The sequence below is a fragment of the Solimonas flava DSM 18980 genome (assembly GCF_000426685.1).
Classification (GTDB): Bacteria; Pseudomonadota; Gammaproteobacteria; order Nevskiales; family Nevskiaceae; genus Solimonas; species Solimonas flava.
The window spans coordinates 476,119-500,528 of sequence record NZ_AUFV01000003.1 but is presented as its reverse complement, the minus strand read 5'-3'; the positions used below and the strand labels follow the sequence as shown (position 1 = coordinate 500,528).

Annotated in this window: 24 protein-coding genes; 4 read left to right on the top strand and 20 right to left on the bottom strand. The window is 71.6% G+C overall.

From position 1 onward, the window contains the following. Window position 1 precedes the first annotated feature (1 nt). The 7 genes from K343_RS0107425 to K343_RS0107395 all read right to left on the bottom strand — a co-directional run bounded on the left by K343_RS0107425 (window position 2) and on the right by K343_RS0107395 (window position 9,476). A complete protein-coding gene (locus K343_RS0107425; protein WP_028007526.1) occupies window positions 2–895 on the bottom strand; it encodes a hypothetical protein in 894 nt (297 codons plus the stop codon). Window positions 896–906: 11 nt separating this feature from the next. Continuing rightward, a complete protein-coding gene (locus K343_RS0107420) occupies window positions 907–2,430 on the bottom strand; it encodes a metallophosphoesterase family protein (protein ID WP_028007525.1) in 1,524 nt (507 codons plus the stop codon). 141 nt (window positions 2,431–2,571) lie between these two features. After that, a complete protein-coding gene (locus tag K343_RS0107415) occupies window positions 2,572–2,991 on the bottom strand; it encodes a PaaI family thioesterase (protein WP_043112224.1) in 420 nt (139 codons plus the stop codon). Continuing rightward, window positions 2,982–3,719: a sulfite exporter TauE/SafE family protein gene (locus K343_RS0107410; protein WP_028007523.1), complete on the bottom strand. Its 738-nt coding sequence runs from the start codon at window positions 3,717–3,719 to the stop codon at window positions 2,982–2,984. Before K343_RS0107410 ends, K343_RS0107415 begins: the two co-directional genes overlap by 10 nt. A gap of 13 nt (window positions 3,720–3,732) precedes the next feature. Further along, complete coding sequence (locus tag K343_RS0107405; protein ID WP_028007522.1) at window positions 3,733–4,038, bottom strand: EF-hand domain-containing protein; 306 nt, start codon at window positions 4,036–4,038, stop codon at window positions 3,733–3,735. 96 nt (window positions 4,039–4,134) lie between these two features. Then, a complete protein-coding gene (locus K343_RS0107400; protein WP_028007521.1) occupies window positions 4,135–8,106 on the bottom strand; it encodes a M36 family metallopeptidase in 3,972 nt (1,323 codons plus the stop codon). Between the two features lie 197 nt (window positions 8,107–8,303). Then, window positions 8,304–9,476, bottom strand: a complete 1,173-nt coding sequence (locus K343_RS0107395; RefSeq protein ID WP_043112223.1) for a magnesium transporter — start codon at window positions 9,474–9,476, stop codon at window positions 8,304–8,306. A 123-nt stretch (window positions 9,477–9,599) separates the two neighbouring features. On the opposite strand from K343_RS0107395, the gene K343_RS0107390 reads away from it, so the two are divergent. After that, a complete protein-coding gene (locus K343_RS0107390; RefSeq protein ID WP_028007519.1) occupies window positions 9,600–10,208 on the top strand; it encodes a glutathione S-transferase family protein in 609 nt (202 codons plus the stop codon). Then, window positions 10,205–10,675, top strand: coding sequence for a hypothetical protein (locus tag K343_RS0107385; RefSeq protein ID WP_028007518.1), 471 nt, complete (start codon window positions 10,205–10,207; stop codon window positions 10,673–10,675). The genes K343_RS0107390 and K343_RS0107385 overlap by 4 nt, the downstream gene beginning before the upstream one ends. A gap of 13 nt (window positions 10,676–10,688) precedes the next feature. Here K343_RS0107385 and K343_RS21300 read toward each other — a convergent pair whose 3' ends face one another. Then, window positions 10,689–11,627 (bottom strand): LysR family transcriptional regulator, encoded by a 939-nt coding sequence (locus tag K343_RS21300; protein WP_043112222.1) that lies wholly within the window; start codon window positions 11,625–11,627, stop codon window positions 10,689–10,691. 126 nt (window positions 11,628–11,753) lie between these two features. Here K343_RS21300 and K343_RS0107375 point away from each other — a divergent pair, with 126 nt between their 5' ends. Beyond that, on the top strand, window positions 11,754–12,452 hold the full coding sequence (locus K343_RS0107375) for a pirin family protein (RefSeq protein WP_028007517.1): 699 nt from the start codon (window positions 11,754–11,756) through the stop codon (window positions 12,450–12,452). A gap of 3 nt (window positions 12,453–12,455) precedes the next feature. Here the strand turns inward: K343_RS0107375 and K343_RS0107370 are convergent, their stop codons facing one another. The 10 genes from K343_RS0107370 to K343_RS23305 form a co-directional block, all read right to left on the bottom strand. Further along, window positions 12,456–13,307, bottom strand: coding sequence for a F0F1 ATP synthase subunit gamma (locus K343_RS0107370; RefSeq protein ID WP_028007516.1), 852 nt, complete (start codon window positions 13,305–13,307; stop codon window positions 12,456–12,458). Beyond that, window positions 13,304–14,821, bottom strand: coding sequence for a F0F1 ATP synthase subunit alpha (locus K343_RS0107365; protein WP_028007515.1), 1,518 nt, complete (start codon window positions 14,819–14,821; stop codon window positions 13,304–13,306). The genes K343_RS0107370 and K343_RS0107365 overlap by 4 nt, the downstream gene beginning before the upstream one ends. Next, window positions 14,805–15,542, bottom strand: coding sequence for a F0F1 ATP synthase subunit B family protein (locus tag K343_RS0107360; RefSeq protein ID WP_028007514.1), 738 nt, complete (start codon window positions 15,540–15,542; stop codon window positions 14,805–14,807). Before K343_RS0107360 ends, K343_RS0107365 begins: the two co-directional genes overlap by 17 nt. Then, window positions 15,539–15,796 carry a F0F1 ATP synthase subunit C gene (locus tag K343_RS0107355; RefSeq protein WP_028007513.1) on the bottom strand — a complete coding sequence of 86 codons (258 nt, stop codon included), beginning with the start codon at window positions 15,794–15,796 and terminating at the stop codon, window positions 15,539–15,541. Before K343_RS0107355 ends, K343_RS0107360 begins: the two co-directional genes overlap by 4 nt. Further along, complete coding sequence (locus K343_RS0107350; RefSeq protein WP_028007512.1) at window positions 15,793–16,500, bottom strand: F0F1 ATP synthase subunit A; 708 nt, start codon at window positions 16,498–16,500, stop codon at window positions 15,793–15,795. The genes K343_RS0107355 and K343_RS0107350 overlap by 4 nt, the downstream gene beginning before the upstream one ends. Next, the gene (locus tag K343_RS0107345; protein WP_084615750.1) at window positions 16,497–16,775 is read right to left on the bottom strand and encodes an ATP synthase subunit I; all 279 of its coding nucleotides are present in this window, start codon (window positions 16,773–16,775) and stop codon (window positions 16,497–16,499) included. Before K343_RS0107345 ends, K343_RS0107350 begins: the two co-directional genes overlap by 4 nt. Next, window positions 16,772–17,065 (bottom strand): AtpZ/AtpI family protein, encoded by a 294-nt coding sequence (locus K343_RS0107340; protein WP_028007510.1) that lies wholly within the window; start codon window positions 17,063–17,065, stop codon window positions 16,772–16,774. The genes K343_RS0107345 and K343_RS0107340 overlap by 4 nt, the downstream gene beginning before the upstream one ends. Next, window positions 17,062–17,487 carry a F0F1 ATP synthase subunit epsilon gene (locus K343_RS0107335; RefSeq protein WP_028007509.1) on the bottom strand — a complete coding sequence of 142 codons (426 nt, stop codon included), beginning with the start codon at window positions 17,485–17,487 and terminating at the stop codon, window positions 17,062–17,064. Before K343_RS0107335 ends, K343_RS0107340 begins: the two co-directional genes overlap by 4 nt. Beyond that, window positions 17,484–18,902 carry a F0F1 ATP synthase subunit beta gene (gene atpD / locus K343_RS0107330; RefSeq protein ID WP_028007508.1) on the bottom strand — a complete coding sequence of 473 codons (1,419 nt, stop codon included), beginning with the start codon at window positions 18,900–18,902 and terminating at the stop codon, window positions 17,484–17,486. Before atpD ends, K343_RS0107335 begins: the two co-directional genes overlap by 4 nt. A gap of 694 nt (window positions 18,903–19,596) precedes the next feature. Further along, a complete protein-coding gene (locus K343_RS23305) occupies window positions 19,597–20,562 on the bottom strand; it encodes a DUF3187 family protein (protein ID WP_028007507.1) in 966 nt (321 codons plus the stop codon). A gap of 126 nt (window positions 20,563–20,688) precedes the next feature. On the opposite strand from K343_RS23305, the gene K343_RS0107320 reads away from it, so the two are divergent. Then, window positions 20,689–21,756: a 3-deoxy-7-phosphoheptulonate synthase gene (locus tag K343_RS0107320; RefSeq protein WP_028007506.1), complete on the top strand. Its 1,068-nt coding sequence runs from the start codon at window positions 20,689–20,691 to the stop codon at window positions 21,754–21,756. Between the two features lie 68 nt (window positions 21,757–21,824). On the opposite strand, the gene K343_RS0107315 is transcribed toward K343_RS0107320, so the two are convergent. Both K343_RS0107315 and K343_RS0107310 read right to left on the bottom strand, forming a co-directional pair. Next, the gene (locus tag K343_RS0107315) at window positions 21,825–22,280 is read right to left on the bottom strand and encodes a DUF3617 domain-containing protein (RefSeq protein WP_161628865.1); all 456 of its coding nucleotides are present in this window, start codon (window positions 22,278–22,280) and stop codon (window positions 21,825–21,827) included. Window positions 22,281–22,433: 153 nt separating this feature from the next. Next, complete coding sequence (locus tag K343_RS0107310; protein WP_245585137.1) at window positions 22,434–24,377, bottom strand: CocE/NonD family hydrolase; 1,944 nt, start codon at window positions 24,375–24,377, stop codon at window positions 22,434–22,436. Window positions 24,378–24,410 lie beyond the last annotated feature (33 nt).

Below are 24,410 nucleotides of genomic sequence, written 5' to 3'. Positions count from 1 at the left end.
ATCACAGTCCGAGCCGGCGGCGGATGCGGCCGAGCAGACCGCGCACGCCGTCGTCGAGCGTGGCCACCGGCCGCGGCGGCGGCGCGGCGAGCGCACCCTCGCTGCCGGCATAGCCGGCCATCAGGCAGCCGCCGAGAAAGGCCTCGACCTCCGGCACCGGCACCGCGGCGGCGGCGGCGGCAGCGCCCGGCGACGTCGCCTGGCGCGCGAACAGCGCGGCGAGCCGCACGAACTCCGGCCGGTGCGGCAGCGCGCCGAAGTCGGGCCAGCGACGCAGGCGGTAGACGCCGGGCTGCACGCGCGCCTCGCCGACGCCGGCCATCCACATCAGCCAGGTCAGCGCGCCTTCGACGGCGGTAACGGGTGCCGGCGCGTCGTCGCGGTGCCAGTCGGCGGCGGTCGCGTGCTGCGCGAGCAGCGGCGCGCTGCTGCGGTAGCGGCCGGCGACGAAGTCGGCCTCGACCCGCGCGCGGCCATCGCTGAGCCGCAGCACGGTCTCGTCGTCGCGACGCGAGCGCAGGCATTCGGCGAGCGTGCCGCGGCCGTCGCCGCGCGTCGCCGGAGCGGCCGGCGCGGCGACACTCGCAGCGGCGGTCGCGGCAGCCGGCGCCGCGGCGGACTTCGCCGCGCCCAGGCACGCCGAAGCCTGATCGAGCACGGCGATCACCGCCGCCACGCGAAGCGGCGCGTTGAGACGCAGCTCGCCGTCGCCGCCGTAGCGGATCGTCAGCGCCTTGCCGGCGTCGAGCCCGGGCACGGCGATGCAGGCGTCGACCGGCCCGCTGTCGCGGAACGCCCACGGCTCGCGCGTCTTGCCGGACAGCAGGCTGAGGTAGGACTTGATCAGCAGGGTTTCCTTGTCGCCGAGCCCGGCGGTGGTGAGCGTGCGTTGCATGGGATCGTCCTTCAGGTACCGGTGCGCAGCCGGTCCATCAGCGCGCCGGGAAAGTCCTGCGCCGCCATGTCGCGCAGCGTCAGCTCGACGTCATACGGCGCTCGGAAAAAATGGATCTGCGTGGTCGCCGGATTGAACACCGCCCACTGCGCGTCGAGGCTGCCGCCGCGCGGCTGGCCGACCGAGCCGGGGCAGATCAGCGCTTCGCGATAGTCGAGCAGCGACTGCTCGGCCTCGTCGCTGAAACCGTCGCGCTGCGGCGTCGCGTAGAAGATGCCGGCGATGTGGCTGTGCCCGTGAAAGGCCCAGCGCAGGCCGTGCCCGGCGAGATAGCGCAGATTGTCCTCGTAGGTCATGCGGTAGACGTAGGCGCGGAAGAACGCCGGGTCCATCGGCGCGCCGTGCTGCGCCACCCAGCCCTCGCGCTCGAGCCGCGTCGGCAGCTGTCCCAGCCAGCCGCGTGCCTCGTCGTCGAGCCGCTGACGCGTCCACTCGACGACACGCGCCGCGGTCGCGGTGAACCCTTCGGCCGCGCCGGTGCCGGCGACGGCGTCGTCGTGATTGCCGCGCACGACCTCGAAACCGCTGTCGCGCACGAGTTCGATGCACTCGGCCGGATGCGGGCCGTAGCCGACGATGTCGCCGAGCACGATGCCGCGATCGACGCCGAGCCGGCGCAGCCCGGCGAGCGCCGTTTCCAGCGCCGGACGGTTGGCGTGAATGTCGGCGAGCAGCGCGAACGGCCGCTGCTCGTGCAGCGTCGCGCGCGTGCGCGAATGCGGCTGCGCGCCGAGCAGCCCTTCGATGAAACCGTCGAGGCGGCGCGACTGCTCGTCGCCGTTGTAGTAGAGGCCGCGGATGGCGTCGGCGACACGCCGGCAGGCGCCGGCGTCGCCGAACTCGCCGATGATCGCCTGGCGCACGGTCTGGCCGAGCATCTGCGCGAACTTCGGCGTCAGCGTGCGCAGCTTGCGGATCAGCACGCCGACCGACTGGCTGAAATGCGCGAAGTCGTCCCAGGGATAGACGTCGTCGTCGAGGTAATGCAGTTGGCCGACGTCGTCGACCGCGAAATTGGACAGGCCCTCGTCGAGCCGCACGCGAAAGCGCGCGGCGATGCGCAGATACATCTGCAGCATGGCGCGCACGTGGCGGAAGAACACCATCGCGTCTTCCTCGGCCTGCGGCAGATGCAGCGCGCGCAGCCGCGGCGTGACATTGCCGAGCCAGACGCCGGCGTGCGGACCTTCGTCCTCGTTCACGATCAGCCAGGTGCGCGCCGGGTGATAGACGCCGTACAGGCGCTCGCGCAGCAGGCTTTCCTCGGTCTGCTCGCGCAGGCCCTGCGCGGGACCGGCGAGGCGCAGCTTGAGCACGTGCTGCGGCGAGGCCTGGATGCGTGTCAGCGGACGGCCGGTGAACTCGCCGTCGTGGCCGAGCGCTTGTGCCGGCAGGGCGAAGAGTTCGAGCGCGAGATCAGGCGAACACGCCAGCGCGGGGTCGATGGCCCCGATGATGTCGATGCGTGTCGCCAAAAAGCGTCCCCGAAGCCCGCGTCATTGAAGTTGTGGCGCGAATTCTTGACGCTGCGAAAGGGACGCGGGCTCGTCGAACGCCGAGCGGTAGCCTCAGGCTGATAAGGCGTGCGGGAAACCCTGACGGGGATGGCCCGGCATTCAGCCCGGCAGTGCGTAGGTACCGCTGGCGTGCGCGACGGTCACGCCGGGCGCGGCGGCCGTCGACAGGCGCACTTCCATCGCCGCGAGGCGACGGCCGAGCTTGAGGAAGCTGGCCTCGCCGATCACGTCGCCGGGCCGGGCCTTGGCGAGGAAGCGGATGTTGATGTCGCTGGTCACCGCCATCAGCTGCGCGCCGACGTGGCCCAGTACCAGCGCATACATCGCGCTGTCGGCGGCCGTGAACAGCGTCGGCCCCGAGATCACCTCGCCGGGGCGCAGCATGGCCGCATCGAACGGCAGGCGCACGCGCGCGTAACCGGAACGCAGTTCGTCGACGCGCAGGCCGCCGCGACCGGCGGCGACCAGGCCCTCGCGAATCAGCGCCTCGACCGCGGCGGCATCGAGCTTCAGATCCATCCGTATCCTCTCAGGGCATCCCAGATCAGTTTGAGCGACAGCGTCACCAGGATGGCGCGGAACAGGCGCGCGAAGCCGCGCTCGCTGATGCGGCCGTTGAGGCGCTTGCCGACGATCGTGCCGAGGATGACGGCCAGGCACAGCGGCACCAGACGCTGCGGCGCGGCCAGCGCCGAGAAGCCGACCAGACCGTAGGCGAGCACGCGCAGGCCGTGGCCGAGCATCTGCGTCATCGCCAGCGTGCCGATCACCGTTTCCTTGCGCCACTCCGGCCGGAAAAACAGGCGGCCGACGAACAGACCGGTGGCGCCGACGAACAGCCCGACGCTGCCGTTGAGAAAGCCGGCGATCAGGAAGGCCGGCCGCGCCGGCAGCGGCTGCGCGCGCGCCTGCGGCGCCAGCGAAGCGAGGATCAGGCCGGCGAGCACCAGCTTGACGATGTTGCCGTCGACGCCGGCGACGAAGGGCGCGACCAGCAGCGTCGCCGGGATGCCGGCGAGCAGGAACCAGCCGGCCGCCGACCACTCGACGTCGCGCACGTAGGCGACGGTGCGCGAGCTGTTGGCAACGAACTGCACGGCGGCGAACAGCGGCACGGCCTCGGCCGGCGGCATGCCGAGCGCATAGAAGACGCCGATCAGGATCGTGCCGCCGCCGAGCCCGGCCGCGCCGGACAGCGTCGCGGTCAGGAAGCCGACGACCACGATCGCCAGATCGAGGGCCGTCATCGCCGTACGCGCCTCAGGGCGGGTGCGGCGCCGGTCCCGACGCCGGCAGCCGGTTGCCGTCGGCCTGCACGCGACGCCAGACCAGGTAGCTCTGCAGCTCGGCGTAGGTGATGCGACCGTTGCCGTCGGTATCGACGTCCTCGAACTTCACGCCAGTCATCGGCAGGTGGGCGAATTCCTCGGGCGTCAGCTGCTCGTCGCCATCGGCGTCGGCGGCCTTGAAGGCGTCGAGGATCTGCTGGCGGGGCGCCGGCTCGGTCGCACAGGCGGCCAGCAGCAGCACGGCGGCGGACAGCGGAAAGATCGGGAGGTCGCGCATGTCGCGGCATTGTGCCGCATCCACGTCGGGTCCGCCCCGTAACGCGGCGGCGGGTGCGACCGTGGGCGGCGACCGCAGCCGCCGCCCACGACACGCTCAGCGCCGCGCGCGACGACGGCCGAGCGCCGCGGCCAGCAGTCCGAGCAGCACCGACAGCGGCATCGCACCGCCGTTGTTGCCGTCGCTCGTGCCGCCGGTCGAGACACCGCCGGTGGTGCCGCCCGTGGTGGTGCCGGTGCCGCCGGTGGTGCCACCCGTCGTGGTGCCACCCGTCGTCGTGCCACCTGTGGTCGTGCCGCCGGTTGTGCCGCCGGTCGTGGTCCCACCCGTGGTGCTGCCCCCTGTGGTGCTGCCCCCTGTGGTCGTGCCGCCGGTCGTGGTGCCGCCCGTGGTCGTACCGCCCGTGGTCCCGCCGGGCGGCGTGACCGTGCACTGCGCGTCGTCGGCGCTGACGGCATTGAACACGGCGCCGCTGTTGCCGGTGAGCACGAGATTGTCGATCGCCCAGCCGTAGCCGCCGTTGAGTTCGTCGCTGGCGACATGGAAGCGCAGCCGCGCGGTCTTGCCGGCGAGCTGCTGGGCAAAGTCGAGCACCGAGGTCTTCATGCCGCGGTTGCTGTTGACGAAGCCGCGATGGCCGGTGACCTGCGCCTTGCCGCTGTAGCCGTTCTTCGTAAAGCTCGCGCCGAAATCGGTGACGTCGGTCCAGGTCGCGCCGTCGTCGACGCTGACCTCGACGAAGCCGCCGTCGTAGCCGAGGCCGATCACCGGCAGCGGCAGCAGCGACTCGAAGTCGTAATGGTGGTCGAAGCTCACCGAGAAGCTGCCGCCGGCCGGCACCGAGAACGCCGGCGTGACCAGATACAGGTCGGTCGCCGTTTCCGGGTCCGGCGCGTACCAGACGTGGCCGCTGCCGAGCTCGTCGTTGTCGTCGACGATCTCCCACTGCGTGGTCGTGCCCTGTGAGACGCGCGTCCAGCCGGACGCCGCGATCGACGGATATTCGAAGTCGTCGTGGTTGGCGGTCCTGGCGATGTCGTAGTTGGCGAGCAGTTCGAGGCTCGTCGCCGGCGGGTATTCGACGGCCGGATCGGCCGAAGCCGGCGCGTCGAGCGCCAGCGTCAGCGCGATCTTCAGCGGCGAGGCGACGCCCTGCGCGAGCGCGACGTCGAGCGTCGCGTACGCGCTCTGACCGATCGCCGGCGCCACGAAGCTGAGCTTGCCGCCGCCGAGCGACAGGCCGGCGGCGTCGCTGCCGACCGTCGCGGTGACGGTCTCGCCCGGCGTGTACGCGCCGTTGTTGAACAGCGCGAAGCTCAGGCGCGCCGACTCGCCGGCATCGAGGATGCCGTCGCCGTCGCAGCCGTCGAAACCGTCGGCGGTGGCGCCGATGCCGGCGACCAGCGTCGGCGCCGGCGCGGCGAAAGCCACGTAGCTTTCGACGACGCCGGCGTTGTCGGTGCTGCTGCGCGCCGGTGCGACCGCGTGCAGGCCGAGACCGCGCTTGGCGAACGCGCGCGCCGCCAGCGCGTAGTCGGCCGGGTCGGTCGCCAGCGCCGCGGCGAGCACGCCGTCGCGCGCTTCGGTGAAGGTCGGCGACGACGGCGTCATCTTCAGGCCGGCGATCACGTAATCCTTCATCCGCGCCTGCGCGGTGGCGAAATCGTGCTGGTTGAGCAGCGCCGCGTAGACCTCCCACAGCATGTTGGCCCAGACCTCGCCGACGTTGTGCACCTCGGCGTTGTCGGCGCCGTCGGCGCCGAACGCAATCGGCGCACCCTCGATCGCCACGCCGGTCTCGATGTGCTTGAAGGTCAGCGGATTGACCGTCATCTGCGTCGAGTACGGCGCGCGACGGATGCCGAAGTAGTAGCTCGGAATCACGTAGAAGCCGGTCGGGTACGCGCCCTGGTAGCGCTCGTTGCCGGCCACCTCGCGGTCTTCCGACCGCACCGCGAGCAGCAGCGAGGCGACGTCGCTCCAGCCCTCGCCCATGCCGCCGCCCTGCGTGTTCGACAGGCCGGAGCCGTCGTTGACGAGGCGGTTGCTGACGTGGTGGAAGTACTCGTGCGAGATCACCAGCTCGTCGAGCGTGCCGTCGTAGTCGATCGAGGTCTCGCGCTGCAGATGCATGCCGACGGTCTGGCCGGCGGCGAGCCGGTCCTTGATCGCCTGGCCGTCGTCCTTGCGGATCATCACCGCCGGCAGCAGGTAGAGCTGATCGGTCGACAGGCCGATCGGAATCGGCAGATCGGCGTTGCCCATCGTGATCGGATCGCCGTCGCCGTTGTTGACGACGATCATCGCCTTGGCGCCGGACAGCGTCGCGAACTGCTCCTTGGTCGTGAACGAGCAGTTGCCGCGGTCGATCAGCGCGATCTTGCCGAGCAGCGAGGGCTGCGGCGGCGCCGGGATCGTGGTGCCGGTGATCGGCAGGCTCAGCGTACCGGCGCAGCCGTCGGTCGGTTCGCCGACGATATCGGCGGCGAGCACGACGTCGCCGCTCAGGTCGAAGGTGTTGGGACCGAAGCTCGCGCCGGTGAACTTCAGCGGCGCCGACGGCTCGGGCGCGGTGATCGCGACCTCGCCGCGCAGCGGACCGTCGAACAGATACATCTGCATCGTCGGCGAGCTGCCGTCGGCCGGCGTCGCCATGTTGGCGTTGTTGCGTCCGGACGAATCCTGGCCCTGCGCCGAAATCGCGTCGCCGTCGACGCCGCCGCGGCCGTAGTTGTCGTTCTGCGCGTTGCCGGACGCCTCGTCGAAGCCGTGGTCGTACCACCAGTCGTGCAGCCAGTTGTTCATGTAGAACAGGTTGACGATGGCGGCGTTCTTGGCGTCCGCGGTCGACGGATCGTCGTCGGCGTGGATCGGATAGTCGAAGCTGCGCTCGCCGCTCAGCGCCACGCGCAGATCGCCCGAGCCCGGGATGTAGCCGTCGCCGGTGATGGTGCCGATCGGGTCCGGCAGGTTCAGCGGCAGGCCCAGCTGCGGACCGGTATCGAGGAAGGCGTCGGCGTTGTTGCCGGTGGTGGTCGTGGCGTCGTTGGCGAGCCACGGATCGCCGGTCGAGATCGGGCCGCTGACCAGCGTCACGGCGTTGGCCGTCGCGCTGACGCGCGGCAGGACCTCGTCGATCGCGTGGCCCGGGAACGGCAGATAGCCGTTGCCGAGCGGCGCGTCGTACGGCTGATGGATGCCGGCGGCGTCGGCGAACACGCGATAGGTGAACGGCTGGGCCGCCTCGTAGGCGACCAGATCCTTGGCGAACAGCGTGCTGCCGTCCTCGCCGAACACGAAGGACCAGGCGACCGTGCCGGGCGCACCGGCGCGGCGGCCGAAGACCTCGACGTAGTAGGCCGGCACGAGGCGGTCGGCGAGCGCGTAGTAGACCGCCTTGCTGCGCGGCGCGCGGCTCAGCGCGAAGCCGTCCGGCACCACGTCGAGCGCGTAGGACTGATAGCCGCCGCGCGCCTGCGTCGCGCGCACGTCATTGCCGGCGACGCTGACGCCGAGCCGGCGCAGCGCGGCGCTGACCGCCGGCGCGCCGCCGCTGCCGGCGAAGGCGCCAGCCTGCTTCACGGCGGCGCTGGCGGCGAAGTAGCCGGACGCGGCGACCGGCCGGCCGCTGGCGTCGAGCATGACGCTGACGCGGCGGTTGAAGACCTCGATGCCGCCGACGCGCTGCGCGAAGCGCGCGACGACCGGGCCGTGGCCGCGGTCCTGCAGGTCGAGCAGCGTCGCGCTCTCGACGCTCGAGGCCGGCAGCGCCAGGCGGCCGGCGGCCTTGCGCAGATACTGGCGGGCAAAGGTTTCGAGCTGCGCCTTGCGCGCGGCCTTGCCGATCTTGCCGACCACCGGCGCACGCGCGTCGCGCGCGGCCCAGACGAAGCTCGCGCCGCCGAGCGCGGCGGCGTCGGCCGTCGCCGCACCGCCCGCCAGCGCCGCGGCGATCGCCGTCTTCTGCTGCTGCGCCCAGAAGGCGTCGTAGTTGGCCGGCTGGCCGCCGGACGCGCTCGCCGCCGCGGCCGCGCCCAGCAGCGCGCCCGTCAGAATCACCCGCTTCATGAATAGCCCCCGTGACGGTTCTGACCGTCGAATCCTGAATTTCCCGGGTCTGATCTGAGCAACAACGGTGCCGGGCACGCGCAGGAAAATGCCGCGTCGGCGGCGCCTGAGATTTCCTCAGTGTCGTTTTACTACCGGGTTTTCCCCGATCTTTACGCCGGGCCGGCGGCCGGCCTCCCCACTTCGGGGGGCGCCGCTCAAAGCACCAATGTGCTGGCGAGCAGCAGCATCAGGCCCATGCCGGCGATGTCGGTGCCGGTAGTCAGGAAGATGCTCGAAGCGGTGACCGGATCGGCGCCGCAGCGGCGCAGCAGCAGCGGCACCATCACCCCGAACAGACCGGACAGCGTGCAGGCGCCGACCATCGCCAGCCAGATCACCAGCGCCAGCATCGGCGCCTGCGGGTTGTGCCCGTGCGCCGCCGTCCACCACATCGCCGCCGCCGCGACCGCGCCGGTGAAAGCGCCGTTGAGCGCACCGAGCAGCAGCTCCTTGCCGATCAGGCGGCGCACCGGATAGCGCGCCAGATCGCCGAGCGTGAGGCCGCGCAGCGTGATCGCCAGCGCCTGGCAGCCGGTGTTGCCGCTCTGCCCGGCGAGGATCGGCAGGAAGGCGGCGAGCGCGACGATCTGCGAGATCGTGCCCTCGAACAGCGAAACCACGAAGCCGGCGACGAACGCCGTCAGCAGGTTGATCTGCAGCCACGGGTGGCGCATGCGGAAGGCCTGCCACAGCCCGGTGTAGACACGCTCCTCCTTGTCGACGCCGACCATCTGGCCGGACTGCGCGGTGATCTCGATCGCCTGCCGCTCGAACAGCCGCCAGCCGCGCAAGGTGCCGAGCACGCGGCCGGCGTCATCGACGACCGGATAGACCGGATAGTGGCGATGCACCGCGGCCTTGATCGCCTCGCCGGCCGGCGTCGACGCGGCGAACGCGAACGGCGACGGCAGCATCAGCTCGGACAGCGTCTGGTCCGGCCGCGACAGCAGCAGATCGCGGATCACGACCAGGCCGCTGAGGCGCTCGTCGGCGCCGCTGGTGTAGAGATAGGTGATCTGGCGCGCATCGCGGCTGGCGCGCAGGAATTCGATCGCGTCCTGCACCGTCGCGCTTTCCGGCAGCACGGCGGCGAGCGGCTCCATCAGGTCGGCGACGGTGCCGGGCAGTTCGAGCGCGGTGGTCGCGGTCTCGACCGGACGCAGGCCCGGCGGCAGATGCGTCTGCACGTCGCGCGCGAACTGTCGCGGCAGACGTTCGAGCACCGCTTCCACGCGCTCCGCCGGTTCGCCGCGCAGCAGTTCCGCGGCATCGAGCGGCACGCGGCTCGCCGCCGCCCGCACCAGATCCTGCAAGCCCTGATCGTCCATGCCGCCTCCCTGCGCCGCGCGCCGGCAGCGCCGCGCCGCCGCGTTTGACTTCGTCCGGGCGCCGGCGATACTGCCGGCCGCGCCGCGATCTTACGACGCCCACCCTTCACCGAGTCCACCGCGATGCTGACCCTCTACGGCATGACCGGATCCGGCAACTGCCACAAGCCGGCCCTGCTGATGCACCAGCTCGGCATGCCCTTCCAGTGGCGCGAGCTCGACATCCTGCACGGCGCCTCGCGCACGCCGGAGTTCCTCGCCAAGAACCCGAACGGCCGCGTGCCGCTGCTCGAACTCGACGACGGCCGCCGTCTCGCCGAGTCGAACGCGATGCTGTGCTACCTCGCCGACGGCTCGCCGCTGTTTCCGGACGAGCGCTGGCAGCGCGCGCAGATCCTGCAGTGGCTGTTCTTCGAGCAGTACAGCCACGAGCCGTACATCGCCACCGTGCGCTTCTGGGTGCACTACCTCGGCAAGGCCGAGGAGTGGGCACAGAAGATTCGCGAGACGATGCCGCGCGGCTACGCCGCGCTCGGCGTGATGGAGACGCAGCTGCAGAAAACGCCGTTCCTCGCCGGCGACGCCTACACGATCGCCGACATCGCGCTGTGGGCGTACACGCATGTCGCGCCGCAGGGCGGCTACTCGCTGGCCGACTATCCGCAGATTCGCGCCTGGCTCGCGCGGGTCGAGGCGCAGCCCGGCTTCGTGCCGATGCGCGACCGGCCGTGATCGCCGACGCCGCCGCACTGGTACCGGCCGCGCGCCTCGCGCTGCTCGGTGCCGGCGTCTTCTTTCTCGCCGGCCTCGTCAGCGGCATCTGGAAGTACGCGCACATCGCGCAGCGCGACGACGCGCAGGCGCCGGCCTATGTCGACATCGCCCACCGCGCGGCGCTGCTGTACGCCTTCGCCGCGCTGCTGCTCGCGCAGTTCGCGCAGCTGTCGGCGTGGAGCGCCGCGGTCAATCTGTGGGCGACGGCGCTGCCGCTGGCGTTCTTCGCCGCGGCGATCGGCGGCTATGTGCTGCACGGCTGGCTCGACGACACCGACAATCAGTTCCGCCGCCCGCAGCGCCTCGGCCGCCGCGCGCTGCCGAAGCACGGTCTCGCCGCGTTCATGGCGCTGCTGGTGATCGCCGAGGTCGGCGGCTTCGCGGTGCTGTTCGCCGGCCTGCTGCGCGCGTTCGGCCTGCTCTGAGCGGCGGCCGGCTTCAGGGCGTGCCGAGGTTCGGCTCGCGCGCCTCGGGCGCGTGCAGATCGCGCAGCAGCTGCGTGTCGCCGAGCACGCGCTCGCGAAACCACGCCAGCGCGCGCCCCTCCTCGCCGGCGCGCCAGGCCACGTGCAGGATCGCCGGCGCGCGCGGCGCCTCGATCTCGCGCCGGATCAGTTCGCCGCTGCCCAGATGCGGCGCCACCATGTACTCGGGCAGGAAGCCGATGCCGAGGCCGACGATCTGCGCCGACAGCTTGGCGGCGAGCGTCGGCACGATCAGCGTGTCCTGGCCGTCGAGGATGCCGGTCGAGCGCGGCGCCAGCTTGCGCGAGGAGTCGGCCGCGACCACGGCGCGATGCCGCACGATCTGCTCGAACTGCAGCGGCTCCGGCAGGTCGGCGAGCGGATGGTGGCGGGCGACCGCGAATTCGAACGGCACCGAGCACCAGCGCCGGCTGGCGAGGCCGTAGCCCTGCGGCATCTCGCCGGCGGCGCCGATCGTCAGGTCGGCGCGGCGATCGATCAGCGCATCCCAGGCACCGCCGAAGGTCTCGCGCGCGAGGCGGATGCGCGTACCCGAGACCAGCGCGTCGAACTCGGCGATCAGCGGGAACAGCAGTTCGAGCGGGATGATCTCGTCGACCGCCAGCGTCAGCTGCGTCTCCCAGCCGTTGCTGACGCGCTTGACGCAGTTTTCCAGGCTCTGCGCCTGGCGCAGCAGCTCGCGGCCGCGCTCGACCAGCGCCTGCCCGGCCTCGGTCAGCCTGGCGCGCTTGCCGCTGCGGTCGAACAGTTGCACGCCGAGGTCCGACTCCAGCTTCTGCACCGTGTAGGTGACGGCGGAAGGCACGCGGTGCAGCACCTCGGCGGCCTTGGCAAAACTGCCCTGCTGGTCGATCGCGTCGAGCGTTTCCAGGGCATCGAGAGTCAAGCGCATGTTCAGTAGCCCTGAAGGACCCGGTCAAAACATTCCGATTTTGCAGCGGGGACCACGCCCTTATTTTGCTCACATTCCGGCGGCGGCGCCCAGCCGTCCGCCGATCACGGTATCCGGAGAAAACAGATGATCGGCGTCAGACCCGGCAACGAGCGCGGCCATGTGGAGCACGGCTGGCTCGATGCGCATCACAGCTTCTCGTTCAGCAGCTACCACGACCCGCAGCGCATGGGCTTCGGCGCGCTGCGCGTCATCAACGAGGATCGCGTCGCGCCGACCGCCGGCTTTCCGCCGCACGGCCATCGCGACATGGAGATCATCACCTACGTGCTCGGCGGCGAGCTGCGCCACCGCGACTCGACCGGTGGCGTCGGCGTGCTGCGCCACGGCGAGCTGCAGGTGATGAGCGCCGGCCGCGGCATCCAGCACAGCGAGGTCAACCCGTCGGCGCGCGAGCCGCTGCACCTGCTGCAGATCTGGATCGAGCCGGCGGTGACCGGCAAGCCGGCCTCGTACCGCCAGGCGCCGCTCGATGACGAGACGCTGCGCCGCGGCTTCGCGGCCGTGGTCGGTCCGCGCGGCGCCGACACGCCGTTCCATATCGATCAGGACGCCTGGCTGCACATCGCCTGGCCGGCGGCCGGCGCCACGCTGCAGCAGACGCTCGACCCGAAGCGCCGCTACTACCTGCACGTCGCGCGCGGCAGCGTCGAGGCCGGCGGCCGGCACCTGCAAGCCGGCGACGCGCTGACGCTCGAAGGCGAAGCGGCGCTCGAACTGCGCGCCGACGCGGCCGCCGAGCTGCTGCTGTTCGATCTCGCCTGAGGCTCAGGCCGGCGTCCGCTGCGCCTCGGCGCCGGCCGCCAACTCGATCAGCTCCGAGGTGATCTCGTCCTGACGCGCGCGGCGCGCCTCGCGCTGCAGCGCGTCGAGGCGGCTGTCGATGTTGTCGCGCGCCGCGCTCATCGCCGTCATCCGCGCCACGTTCTCGGCGGTGAAGCTGTGCAGGATCGCCGAAGCCAGTTCGGCACGCAGGTATTCCTCGGCGAGGCGGCGCAGCAGCAGGGCCGGCGGCAGCTGGATCAGCGGCGGCGGACCGCGGCGCACGGCGCCGAAGCGGCGCAGGTCCAGCGGCAACAGCGAGCGGCGCTCGACGCGCGTGCCGCCGCGCTCGGCCGGCTGCGTGTAGAGCATCTCGGCGCGCACCGTCTCGCCGCCGCCGACGCGGCGCACCAGCTCCAGCGCGATGCGCTCGGCGAGCCGGGCGACGCCGTCCGGCTGCGCGATCATCGGCACCGACCAGGCCGCCGTCAGGCCGCGCGCCGCGGCGACGCGCAGGCCGCGGCGGCCGACCACCAGCAGCGGCGACTGCGCGGCGTCCGGCGCGGCATCGAAGACCTGCTCGCTGAACGCGCCGGCGAAACCCTGTTCGGCACAGAACAGCAGCAGCGCCGGCGGTCCGCGCCGCGCCGCCGGCGGCACCGCCGCGGCCGGCGCCTGCAGGCTCAGCGCCAGCGCGATCGCCTCGGCCACGGTGTCGGCATAGCGGCTGACCCCGGCCAGCCGCTGGCGGCCCTGCTGGGCATAGGTGACGGCAATGCCGCGCAGCGCCGACACCACGGTGCCGAACTGCTCGACGCCGGCGATGCGCGCTTCGAGTTCGGTGTAGCGCTCGCTCATGCGGCCGCCAGTCCGGCGGCGAGCGCGCGCAGCGCCGCGATCATCTCGGCCAGCAGCGCGTCGTTGAGCGCGCCGGCGTCGATCGCCGCCGCAAAGCGCTGGCCGGCACCGGCCAGCCAGCCCGGCAGCGCGGCGCGGAAAGCGGCGACGCGCTCGACGGCGATCGCGTCGAGCACGCCGGCCTGCAGCGCGCTGAGCAATGCGATCTCCTCGGCCAGCGACAGCGGCGCGTACTGCGCCTGCACCAGTGCCGCGCGGATGCGCTGGCCGCGCGTGATCTGCGCCTGGGCGCGCGCATCGACGGTGGCGCCGAAGCGCGTGAACGCCTCCAGCTCCAGGAACTGCGCGTAGTCGAGCCGCAGCGAACCGGCGGCGCGGCGCAGCAGCGGATTCTGCGTCTTGCCGCCGACGCGGCTCACCGACAGGCCGATATCGACCGCCGGCTTCAGGCCCGCGTAGAACAGCTTGCTGGCCAGCACGATCTGGCCGTCGGTGATCGAGATCAGATTGGTCGGAATATAGGCGCTGAGATTGCCGGCCTCGGTCTCCATGATCGGCAGCGCGGTCAGCGAGCCGCCGCCTTTTTCGGCCGACAGCTTGGCGGCGCGCTCGAGCAGGCGGGCATGCACGTAGAAGATGTCGCCCGGATAGGCCTCGCGGCCCGGCGGCTGGCGCGTCAGCAGCGCCAGTTCGCGGTGCACGGCGGCGTGCTTGCCGAGATCGTCGACCACAACCAGCGCATGCTGGCCGCGGTCGCGGAAGTACTCGGCGATGGTGAAGCCGGCGAACGGCGCCAGCCATTGCAGGCCCGGCGCGTCGGCGGCGCCGGCGACCACGAACACCGTACGCTGCGGCGCGCCGTGCGCGCGAATCGCCTCGATCGCCCGCGCCGTCGACGAGGATTTCTGGCCGACCGCGACGTAGACGCAGATCAGATCGCTGTCGCGCTGCGCGATCATGGTGTCGGTGGCGATCGCGGTCTTGCCGAGCGCACGGTCGCCGATGATCAGCTCGCGCTGGCCGCGGCCGAGCGCGAACAGCGCGTCGATCGCCAGAATGCCGGTCTGCACCGGCTGGCTGACGAGATCGCGCTCGATGATCGGCGGCGCCGGCCGCTCGGCCGGGTCGTGACGCTCGGCCACGATCGGGCCGCGGCCGTCGAGCGGGCGGCCGAGCGGATCGACGACGCGGCCGAGCAGGCCGGGGCCGACCGGCACGCGCACGACCTCGCCGCTGCCGCGCACGATGTCGCCGGCGCCCAGACCTTCCTCGGCGTCGAGCAGCACGCAGCCGACATGGTCCGTCTCCAGCGTCAGCACGTACGCCATGCGCTCGCCCGGCAGGCGCAGCAGCTCGTTGAGCCGTACCGAGGCCAGGCCCTCGATCATCGCCACGCCGTCGCTGATCGAGCGCACACGGCCGATCGCCTCGGCCTCGACGCCGAGCGGCACGCGCCCGACCAGCGCCTCGGCGCGCGCGCGCCAGCCGGCAAGCGCGTCAGACAGCGCGGGCATCACGCTGCAGCGCGTCGAGCACGCGCGCCAGATCGCGTGCCCAGTGACTGCGCACCTGCGCGTGCGGCAGGTGCAGCTCGAGCCCGGCCAGCAGCGCCGCGTCGGTACGGAAGCGCAGCGCCGGCGCCGCGCCGAGCGCGGCGGCGAGACGCTGGCGCACGCGCGCCTCGTCGGCCTCGGTGAGCGGCTGCGCGCTGACGCATTCGACGTCGTCGCCGGCGGCGAAGCCCTGCGCCTCCGGCAGGCGCGCCAGTTCGGCGCAGGCGCGGTCGAGGAAGGCTTCGAACACGGTCGCCGCCGGCAGCTGCGCGAGCAGGCGCCCGGCGATCGTCACGGCCAGCGCCGAAGCCTCGGCAGTGACGGCGACGGTCGCCTCGCGGCGCTCGCGTTCGAGCGCAGCCTGCAGCGTCTTGCGCTGCGCATCGGCCTCCTGCGCGGCCTGCTGCTGTACGTGCGCACGCTCGTCTTCGGCCTGCTTGTGCGCGTCGGCCAGCACCTGCGCGCGGCTGGCGTCGAGCGCCGTGCGCTGCTGCTCCAGCGCGGCGCGCGCGGCCTCGGCCTGGTCCTTCGCGGCCTGCGCCGCGTCGAGCGTCTGCGTCACCGCCGCGCGGCGCTCGGCGACGATACCGCGCAGCGGCTTGTAGAGCAGGCGCCACAGCAGCCACAGCAGGACGACGACGTTGATCGTCTGCAGGGCCAGGCTCGACCAGTCGATGTTCATCCGTGCACGAAGGGATTGGCGAACAGCAGCAGCAGGGCGACGACCAGGCAGTAGATCGCCATCGTCTCGATCATCGCCAGACCGACGAACAGCGTGCGCGAGATGGTGTTGGCCGCTTCGGGCTGGCGGGCCATCGCGTCCATCGCCGCGGCGACGGCGCGGCCTTCGGCGAGCGCCGGGCCGATCGCGCCGAACGACACGGCGAGCACGGCGCCGAGAATGCTGACCAGGGGAATCCACTCGGATGCGCTCATGCTTCGGGCCTCGGGGTTGCGGCTGCGGGGGGTTCGGCGCCTTCCTCGCTGATCGCGGCACCGATGAAGACCGTCGCCAGGACGGTGAAGATGTAGGCCTGGATGACGCCGGTCAGCACTTCCAGCGCCATGAACGGAATCGGCACCAGCAGGCCGGCCAGCGACAGCACGATGGCGATCACGAAGGCACCGCTCATGACGTTGCCGAACAGACGCACCATCAGCGAGAAGGTGCGCGTCAGGCTCTCGATGAGATTGAGCGGAATCATCACCCAGCTCGGGTCGGCGAAGCTGCGCAGATAGCCGCGCCAGCCGCGCGCGCGGACACCGAAGACGATGACGGAGAAGAACACGATCACCGCCAGCGCCGCGTCGGTTTCCAGATGCGCGGTCGGCGCCTCGTTGCCGGGCACCAGCGACGACAGGTTGGCGACGAGGATGAACAGGAACAGCGTTGCGACCAGCGGCAGGTACGGCGCCGGCTCGGTGCGCATCACGCTGCGGATCTGCGCCTCGACCGCCTCGACGAAACTTTCGGCCAGCGCCTGCGCCACCGATGGCCGCGCCACGCTCAGGCGCCGCGTGATGAGCCAGCTGCCGCCGGCGAGCACGGCCATGATCGCCCAGGTCGTCAGCACCTGGGCGCTGATCGGCAGCGGGCCGATATGGAACAGCGCCTCGGACGCCAGCGGCGAGACGATCATGCGCGCGCTCCGCGCAGCACCAGCACGCGCGCGACGAGAAAGCCCGCGAAAGCCGCGAGCAGCGCCCAGGCGCTGATGCGCGCGAGCTGCCAGAGCACCAGCGCCAGCACCGCGAAGCGCAGCAGCTGCAGCACCAGCGCCAGGCCGCGGCGGCGCCCGCGCAGGTACAGCGCGGTGTTCCAGCGCAGCAGCGCGAAGTACGCCCAGCCGAGGCCGAAGCCCAGCGCGGCGCAGGCGCCGAGCCCGACGGCGGACGGCAGCGGGGCGAGGTTCATGGTCGATGCATCCATTTCCAGCCGGACCAGCAGCCGATCGCCAGCCCGACCAGCAGCAGCGGCGCGGTCCAGAACACGCCGCCACCCAGTTTCGCGTCGATCAGGTGGCCGAGCCAGGCGCCGAGCAGGGCCGGCACCACGATCAGCCAGCCGAGCACGCCGACGCGCGCGAACTGGCGCACCAGCGTCGGCTCACCGTCGCGCAGCCAGCTGCGGTGCCGCGCGCTGCGCCGGCGCACGCCGCCGAGCAGCGCGTCGTCACGGTCGGCATCGCGGTCGTCCGTGCTCATGGCGCGCCGGCCTCGGCCGGTTCCAGATAGCGCAGCAGCTCGCGCACCGCGCGCAGTTCCATGCGCACGGTCTCGGTCCGCGCGCGGCGATCGGCATCGTCGTGTTCGTGGAACTGCCGCAGCACGGTGCTTTCGAGTCGCTCGAGATCGTCGTCGACGATCGCCTCGCGCGTCGCGACGTCGAGCTGCACGCCGCCGCGCACGGTGAGCACGCCGCCGCGCACCGCGCAATAACGCTGGCGACCGTCCGCCTCGCGCCAGCCGAGCACGCCGACGTCGAGCACGGTGAGGAAATCGGCATGGCCGGGCAGGATGCCGAAAGCGCCGCTGGCGTCTTCGGCGCGCAGCGCGACGATCGGCTGGGCGTCGACCAGCAGTGCGCCGAGGCTGCTCACCGACAGACGCAGCGGCGCGTGGCTCATGCCGCGACCTTGGCCCGCTGCTCGCGGTCGCGCGCCTCGTCGAGCGTGCCGACCATGTACAGCGAGCCTTCGGCCCAGTCGTCGCATTCGCCGTCGAGGATCGCGCGGCAGCCGGCCAGCGTGTCCTGGCGCGCGACCGAGCGTCCGGGCGCACCGGTGAAGGCCTCGGTCACCGCGAACGGCTGCGTCAGGAAGCGCTGCAGGCGGCGCGCGCGGCCGACGATGCGGCGGTCCTCGGCGCCGAGCTCGTTGATGCCGAGCAGCGCGATCACGTCCTGCAGGTCGCGGTAGCGCGCGATGGTCTCGCGGGCGCGCTCGGCGATCCGGTAGTGCGCCTCGCCGACGACGACCGGGTCGAGCAGCACCGAGGTCGACGCCAGCGGATCGACCGCCGGATACATGCCTTCCGCCGCCATCGCACGCGACAGCACGATCTGGCTGTCGAGGTGGGTGGCGATCGTGGTCACCGCCGGGTCGGTGAAATCGTCGGCCGGCACGTAGACCGCCTCGATCGCGGTGATCGAGGCGCCGGCGACCGAGGCGATGCGTTCCTGCAGGGCCGCGACTTCCGGCGCCAGCGTCGGCTGGTAGCCGACGCGCGACGGCAGGCGGCCGAGCAGACCGGACACTTCGGCGCCGGCCTGCACGAAGCGGAACACGTTGTCCATCAGCAGCAGCACGTTCTGCTTGCGCTCGTCGCGGAAGTATTCGGCGATGGTCAGCGCCGACAGCGCGACGCGCCAGCGCGCGCCGGCCGGCTCATTCATCTGCCCGAATACCAGCGCCGTGTGCGGCAGCATGCCGTAGCGGCGCATGTCGAGCAGCAGCTCGTGGCCCTCGCGCGAGCGCTCGCCGACGCCGGCGAACACCGACAGACCGCGATAGCGGTCGACCATCGCGTGAATCAGCTCCATCACCAGCACGGTCTTGCCGACGCCGGCGCCGCCGAACATCGCCGCCTTGCGGCCGTGCGCGAGCGGCGCGAGCAGGTCGATGACCTTGATGCCGGTTTCGAACAGCTCGGTGCCGAGCGTGCGCGCGGCCAGCGGCGGCGCGGCGCGGTGCACGGGCCAGTACGGCACGTCCTGCGGCAGGGCCGGCCCGCGGTCGCCGAGCTGGCCGGCGACGTCGAGCAGACGCCCGAGCACCGCCTCGCCGACCGGCATCCGCAGCGGCCCGCCGCTGCGCTGGACCGCGACACCGCGGCTCAGGCCATGCGTGTCCTGCAGCGCCACGCAGCGCACCGTGCGCCCGTCGAGATGGGCCTGCACTTCGAGCAGCAGAATCTGCGGCTGATCCCAGGCCACGCGCAGCATTTCCTCAAGCGCCGGCAGCCCGGTCTCGAAGCGCACGTCGACAATGCCACTGCGCACGGCGGCGACGGTTCCGCTGGCTTGCGTCGTGAGCTCGGCCATGCATGCAAAGGTGCGATCCGCACGCGAGACTGTCAATGATCTGAGTCAGGCCGCATCGACGACACGCCGCCGGCAGGTCACACATGCACCGCGCGCACGGCGCTTCGGCGCGCGGCCGCCGGCCGCCGCTGGCGCGCGTCCGACGCGTCCGCCTCGCGCCGCGACAAGCCGGGCACGCCAGGGGTCACGGATCACGGCGTTGCCAGGCGCCGCCGCAAGCGGTACTCGGCGCGCCGCACGTTCGCGGCGGCAGTCCGGCACCGAGCGTCGCGCCCGGCTTGCGCCGGTTCGAGGCATCGTCTTCCCGATCCGGGCGGCCGCGCGGCATTGCGCGCGCGGGGGTTCACGCCAATGGCGTCGCCGGGGCCGCGTCCGCTCTGCCGCGGCGCGAGGCACGAGGCACGAGGCACGAGGCACGAGGCACGAGGCACGAGGCACGAGGCACGAGAAGCGACCGGGACCGGTCGTACCGGAGCGACGAGGCCGTTCGCGAAGCGAGCGGCCGGCGATGCGGCAGGCCTCGGTTCGTGGGCCGCTGCCTTCGGGATGCCGCCCGGCGAGCCGCCGTGCAGCGTTGCGGAACGCGTCTCGGGCAAGCACCCCGATGCGCGCTCCGCGCCTTCCCCCTGAACGCGACCCGGGGCCTGCGGCTCGCCCGGCGGCACCACAGCGACGCCATTGGCCCTGGCAGGCCCTAACGGAAGTCGGCAGCGACGTGGATCGAAAAGTCGGGCGAGGACTCGGTGATGATGTCTTCCTGCAGGCCGAGCCAGGCCGAGACGTTCGGCGTCGGCCGGTAGCGGAAGCCGAACGCGAGCTGGCCGCCCATCTGCGCGAGCGCGTCGAGATCGGAGTCGTCGTAGAGCGGGCCGTGCAGGTAGAGCTGCACGCCGGCGTCGAGCGTGCGCGTCAGCGCGTAGCCGAGCGAGGCCCAGCCGAACGGGATCAGCGTCTTCTGCTGGTCTTCGAGCGGACCGTCGGCGCGCACCGCGGACACGCCGGCGGCGAGCGCGCCGCTCCAGTCGCCGGAACGGCCGAGCGCGTACGGCTGCTCGTACCAGAGCGCGCCGCCGAGGCCGCCGCCGGCGAGACGGTCGGCGTCGCCGGTCGGCAGCTGCAGCATCGCCCGCCAGCAGCCGCCGCCGTCGCCGCAGCGCGCGACGCCGAGGCGCGCGTCGCCGAGACCGTTGTAGCCATCCTCGACATCGAGCACGGTCTGGCCGTCGCGCACGTAGCGGTAGCGGTACAGATCGCGCGGCTCGTACTCGCGGCCGCCGTTCGGCAGGCCGAACCAGTCGTGCCAGTTCTCGATCAGGCTGTCGAGCGAACCGCCGCTGGTGAACAGCAGCGGCAGCTCGGCAGCGAGCTGCCAGCGGCCGAACGCGAGCCGGCCGCCGAGGCCGACGCGCACGCTCTCGCCGTCGAGCAGCAGCGACTCGCGGCTGTTCTGGTCGGCGACGTATTCGTTGGTCCAGTCGACGGCGACGCGCGCGCCGCTGCCGCCGCCGACGTCGGCCAGCGGCGTCGGCAGCGGCGCGTGACGCGCCAGCGCCGCCTGATTGAAGGTGCCGAACACGAAAGGCTCGGCGGCGCGGGCGGGCAGGGCGGCAGCGGCAGCGAGCACGGCGCACAGCAGCGGCAGACGGCGGTCGGTCGGCATCGGTCGGTCCGGCGAGAAAGGATCGGCGGCGATTGTGCCCGGCCCGGCCTTGAGGGGAAACACCCAGCGTCCGCGCGAACCTGCTAGCATCGGCGCCCCGATGTAGGTTTCAAGCAGGTTCGCGTCATGCGTCTCGTCACCGAAAACACCCGAATCCAGTCGATCCGTCCGGTCTCCACGCCGGCGCAGGTCCAGGCCGAACTGCCGGCGAGCGAGAACGCCGCGCAGACGACCTTCAACGCGCGCCGCGAGATCCAGGACGTGCTCTACGGCCGCGATGATCGCCTGCTGGTGATCGTCGGCCCGTGCTCGATCCACGACCCGAAAGCCGCAGTCGAGTACGCCGAGAAGCTCAGGACGCTGCGCGCGCAGCTCGACAAGCATCTGCTGATCCTGATGCGCGTCTATTTCGAGAAGCCGCGCACCACGGTCGGCTGGAAGGGCCTGATCAACGATCCGGACCTCAACGACAGCTTCGACATCAACAAGGGCCTGCGCGTCGGCCGCGAGCTGCTGCTCAAGCTCAACGACATGGGCATCCCGGCCGGCGTCGAGTACCTCGACATCCTCACGCCGCAATACCTGACCGATCTGGTCGCCTGGGGCGCGATCGGCGCGCGCACCACCGAGTCGCAGCTGCATCGCGAGCTGGCTTCGGCGCTCTCCTGCCCGGTCGGCTTCAAGAACGGCACCGAAGGCTCGGTGAAGGTCGCGGTCGACGCGGTGATGTCGGCCAAGCATCCGCACCGCTTCCTGTCGCTGACGCAGGAAGGCCACGTGGCGATCTTCGAGACCAAGGGCAACGAGGACTGCCACATCATCCTGCGCGGCGGCAGCGCCGGCACCAACTACGATGCCAAGAGCGTCGACGCCGCCTGCGCGGCGCTGACCAAGGCCGGTCTGCGGCCGCAGGTCATGATCGACTTCAGCCACGCCAATTCGAGCAAGCAGCACAAGCGGCAGATCGTCGTCGGCCATGACGTCGGCCACCAGATCGCCGGCGGCGACGAGCGCATCATCGGCTGCATGATCGAGTCGCATCTCGTCGAGGGCCGCCAGGACATCGGGCCGAACATGTGCTACGGCCAGTCGATCACCGACGCCTGCATCCACTGGGACGATACCGCCGAGCTGCTGCGCCACCTCGCCGCCTGCGTCGAGCAGCGCCGCCTGCGCCACGCGCGCACGGCCTGAAGGGTCGCAAGCGGACGTGAAAAAGCCGGGCATCGCCCGGCTTTTTCGTTGCGCGCCGTACGGCCGTGCTACTCGTCGCCATCGTCACCGCTGTCGTCGTCGGCGTATTCGCCGCAGTCGGCCGCGACCCAGCGGCTGTCCGCCTGCAGGTCGAGCCGGACCGGCGTGACGTCCTTGCCGATCCGCGTCTGCCCGTCGAAGCGGTAGCGCATGACGTAGTGGGTCGGCGCGTCGACCTTGATCTCGACCTGGCCCTTGCCGCTCTGCTCGGCGCTCTGGCACTGGTAGTCGTAGGCGAGCACGCGCGCGTCGTCGCGGACCTTGCTCAGCGTACAGCCCTTCGGCAAATCCTTGACGAAGTTGTTGGCGCTGCGCGCCTCCTCCGGCGTCACGCAGTCATGCTCGGTGCTGCGCTCGCCGTTGAGCGTCTGCTCCGACTTCCACAGACCCGGCTTGACCACCGGCGCCGCCGTCGCCGCCAGCGGCAGCGCCAGCAGCAGTCCTCCCATTGTCTTGCGCAGCATCGTCGACCTCCATCGGCTTGACCGCCGCGACCTTAAGCGCATGCGGCGGCCCTGATCCGCCAGATGCTTCACAGTCGTCGGCGCGATGTGCGCCGGCGCAAAAAAAGAAACCCGCCGGACGGCGGGTTTCGCGGCAGCGGCGGCGCGGCGCTTTCAGTTGAGCGCGCTCGCCGGCACCACCGGCAGCACCACGCTCGACGGGTGCTCGGCGTCGCTGTAGAGGGTCAGCGCGCCGACCAGCGACTGCAGCAGCGTCGGGATCGGCGGCACGCCCTGCGGCAGGTCGCTGGCGCCGACGGCGACGCGCAGCTTGTGACCCTTGGCGATCAGCGCACTGGTCGCGAAGATCTCGACCGGCACCAGCACGGCGTTGCCCGAACCGACGTCCTGCACCGAGTCCTGCGTGTACGGATGCCAGGGCTGGATCATCTGGCCGTCGAGCGTGCGCGAGCGGCTGGCGTCGACGGCGCGCAGCGAGGCGGTCTGGATGCCGTTGCTCAGCGACTTGGCGATGCCGTTCTCGTCGACGTCGTCGACGCGCACCGACAGACCGGCGTCGAGCGCGCTGGTCGACATCCAGATGTCGGCCTGGATCGGACCGTTGAGGTAGTAGTCCTCCGCCATCGGCGGCGTCTCGTACTTCACCGACAGCGTCTCGGCAGTGTTGCTGTTCTCGAAACACGGCAGCGGCAGGTAGCCGAGGATGCCGGCGGTCCACTGCGAGGTGCTGATCGAGCACAGGCCCTCGATCGGCAACTGCAGGACGGTGTTCGACTTCTCGTCCGCGGCCGGCGCCTCCTCGCTCAGGCTCCGGTCGCCACGCAGGTAAAGGCGCTGCGCGCGCGCGTCCGGATGCGGCCAGTCGCTCGCCGTCGCGTAGTGCTCATAGCCGGTGACGTACTGGGTGACGTTCGGCAGGCGCTCGGCCCCGACCTTCATGCCCTTCACGTACTGGTCGAACCACTGCAGCTGGATGTGATTGAGCGGCGGCACGCCGTCGGCCGGCAGGCCGGCGCCGAACGCCGCCTCGAGGTGCGTCCACGGCCCGATCAGCAGCTTGGCCGGCGCGTGCCGCTTGATGCGTTCGTAGCTGATCGGCTCGCTGCGCTGGAACAGGTCGTGCAGGCCGCCGACAACGAAGGTCGGCACGCGGATCTCGCCGTCGGCTTCGAGCGGCGAACGCACCGCCCAGAAGTCGCCGTCGTAGGCCGTCTCCGGCACGCCGGCCAGCGCGCGCAGGATGGTCGGCACCTGGAAGTTGGTGACGGCACTGAGCAGATGCTCGAGCGTCGCCGGAATGCCGGTCGCCGGGTCGGTGATGAGCGTCGGATTGGTCAGGCCGAGCACCGAGACCAGGCCGAGCCAGATCGGGATGAAGGTCGGATTGACCTGGCCGCCGGTGAAGACGATGTCGCGGTAGCCGTCGCCGATCGGCACGATCGGGAACGCCGCCTTGACCGCGGGATGGCCCTGCGCGGCGGTGATGATCGCGGTGATGCCGAGATACGAGACGCCGTAGACGCCGATGCGGCCGTCGCTGAACGACTGCTTCGTCACCCAGTCGACGACTTCGGCGTAGTCGGCCTGCTCCTCCGCGCCGAACGCCTCCCACTCGCCCTGCGACTGGCCGGTGCCGCGCACGTCGACGACGACCGTCGCGTAGCCGCGCTCGACGATGTACGGATCGGCGCCGCCGATCGCGCTGACGACGCTGCCGGCGGCGCCGTTGTAGCTGGTCTGCACCAGCACCACCGGCAACGGCTCGGTGACGGCGTTGCCGTCGGCATCGGCCGGCAGCGTCACGTAGGTGGCGAGCTTCACGCCGTCGCGCATCGTGATGTACTGCAGCGGCAGGGTCTTGGTGCCCGGATAGAGCGGCGCCGGATCGTAGTCGCTCCACACCGCCTTGGCGTTGGCGGTGATCGGCGCCGCCGCCGCGGCCGGCTCGGCGCGCGTGCCGAGCGTGGTCCACCTGGCGCTGCCGCCCTGCGCCGGCGGCGGGCTGCTGCCGCAAGCGGCGAGCAGCGTCAGCAGCGCGGCGGCGGCGGCCATCCGGGCCGGCTTCGCGCGGCGCGCGAACGAGACTTCCCTGTCCATCGTTTCTCCCCCTCTTCTTCGGGCTGGCGCGCC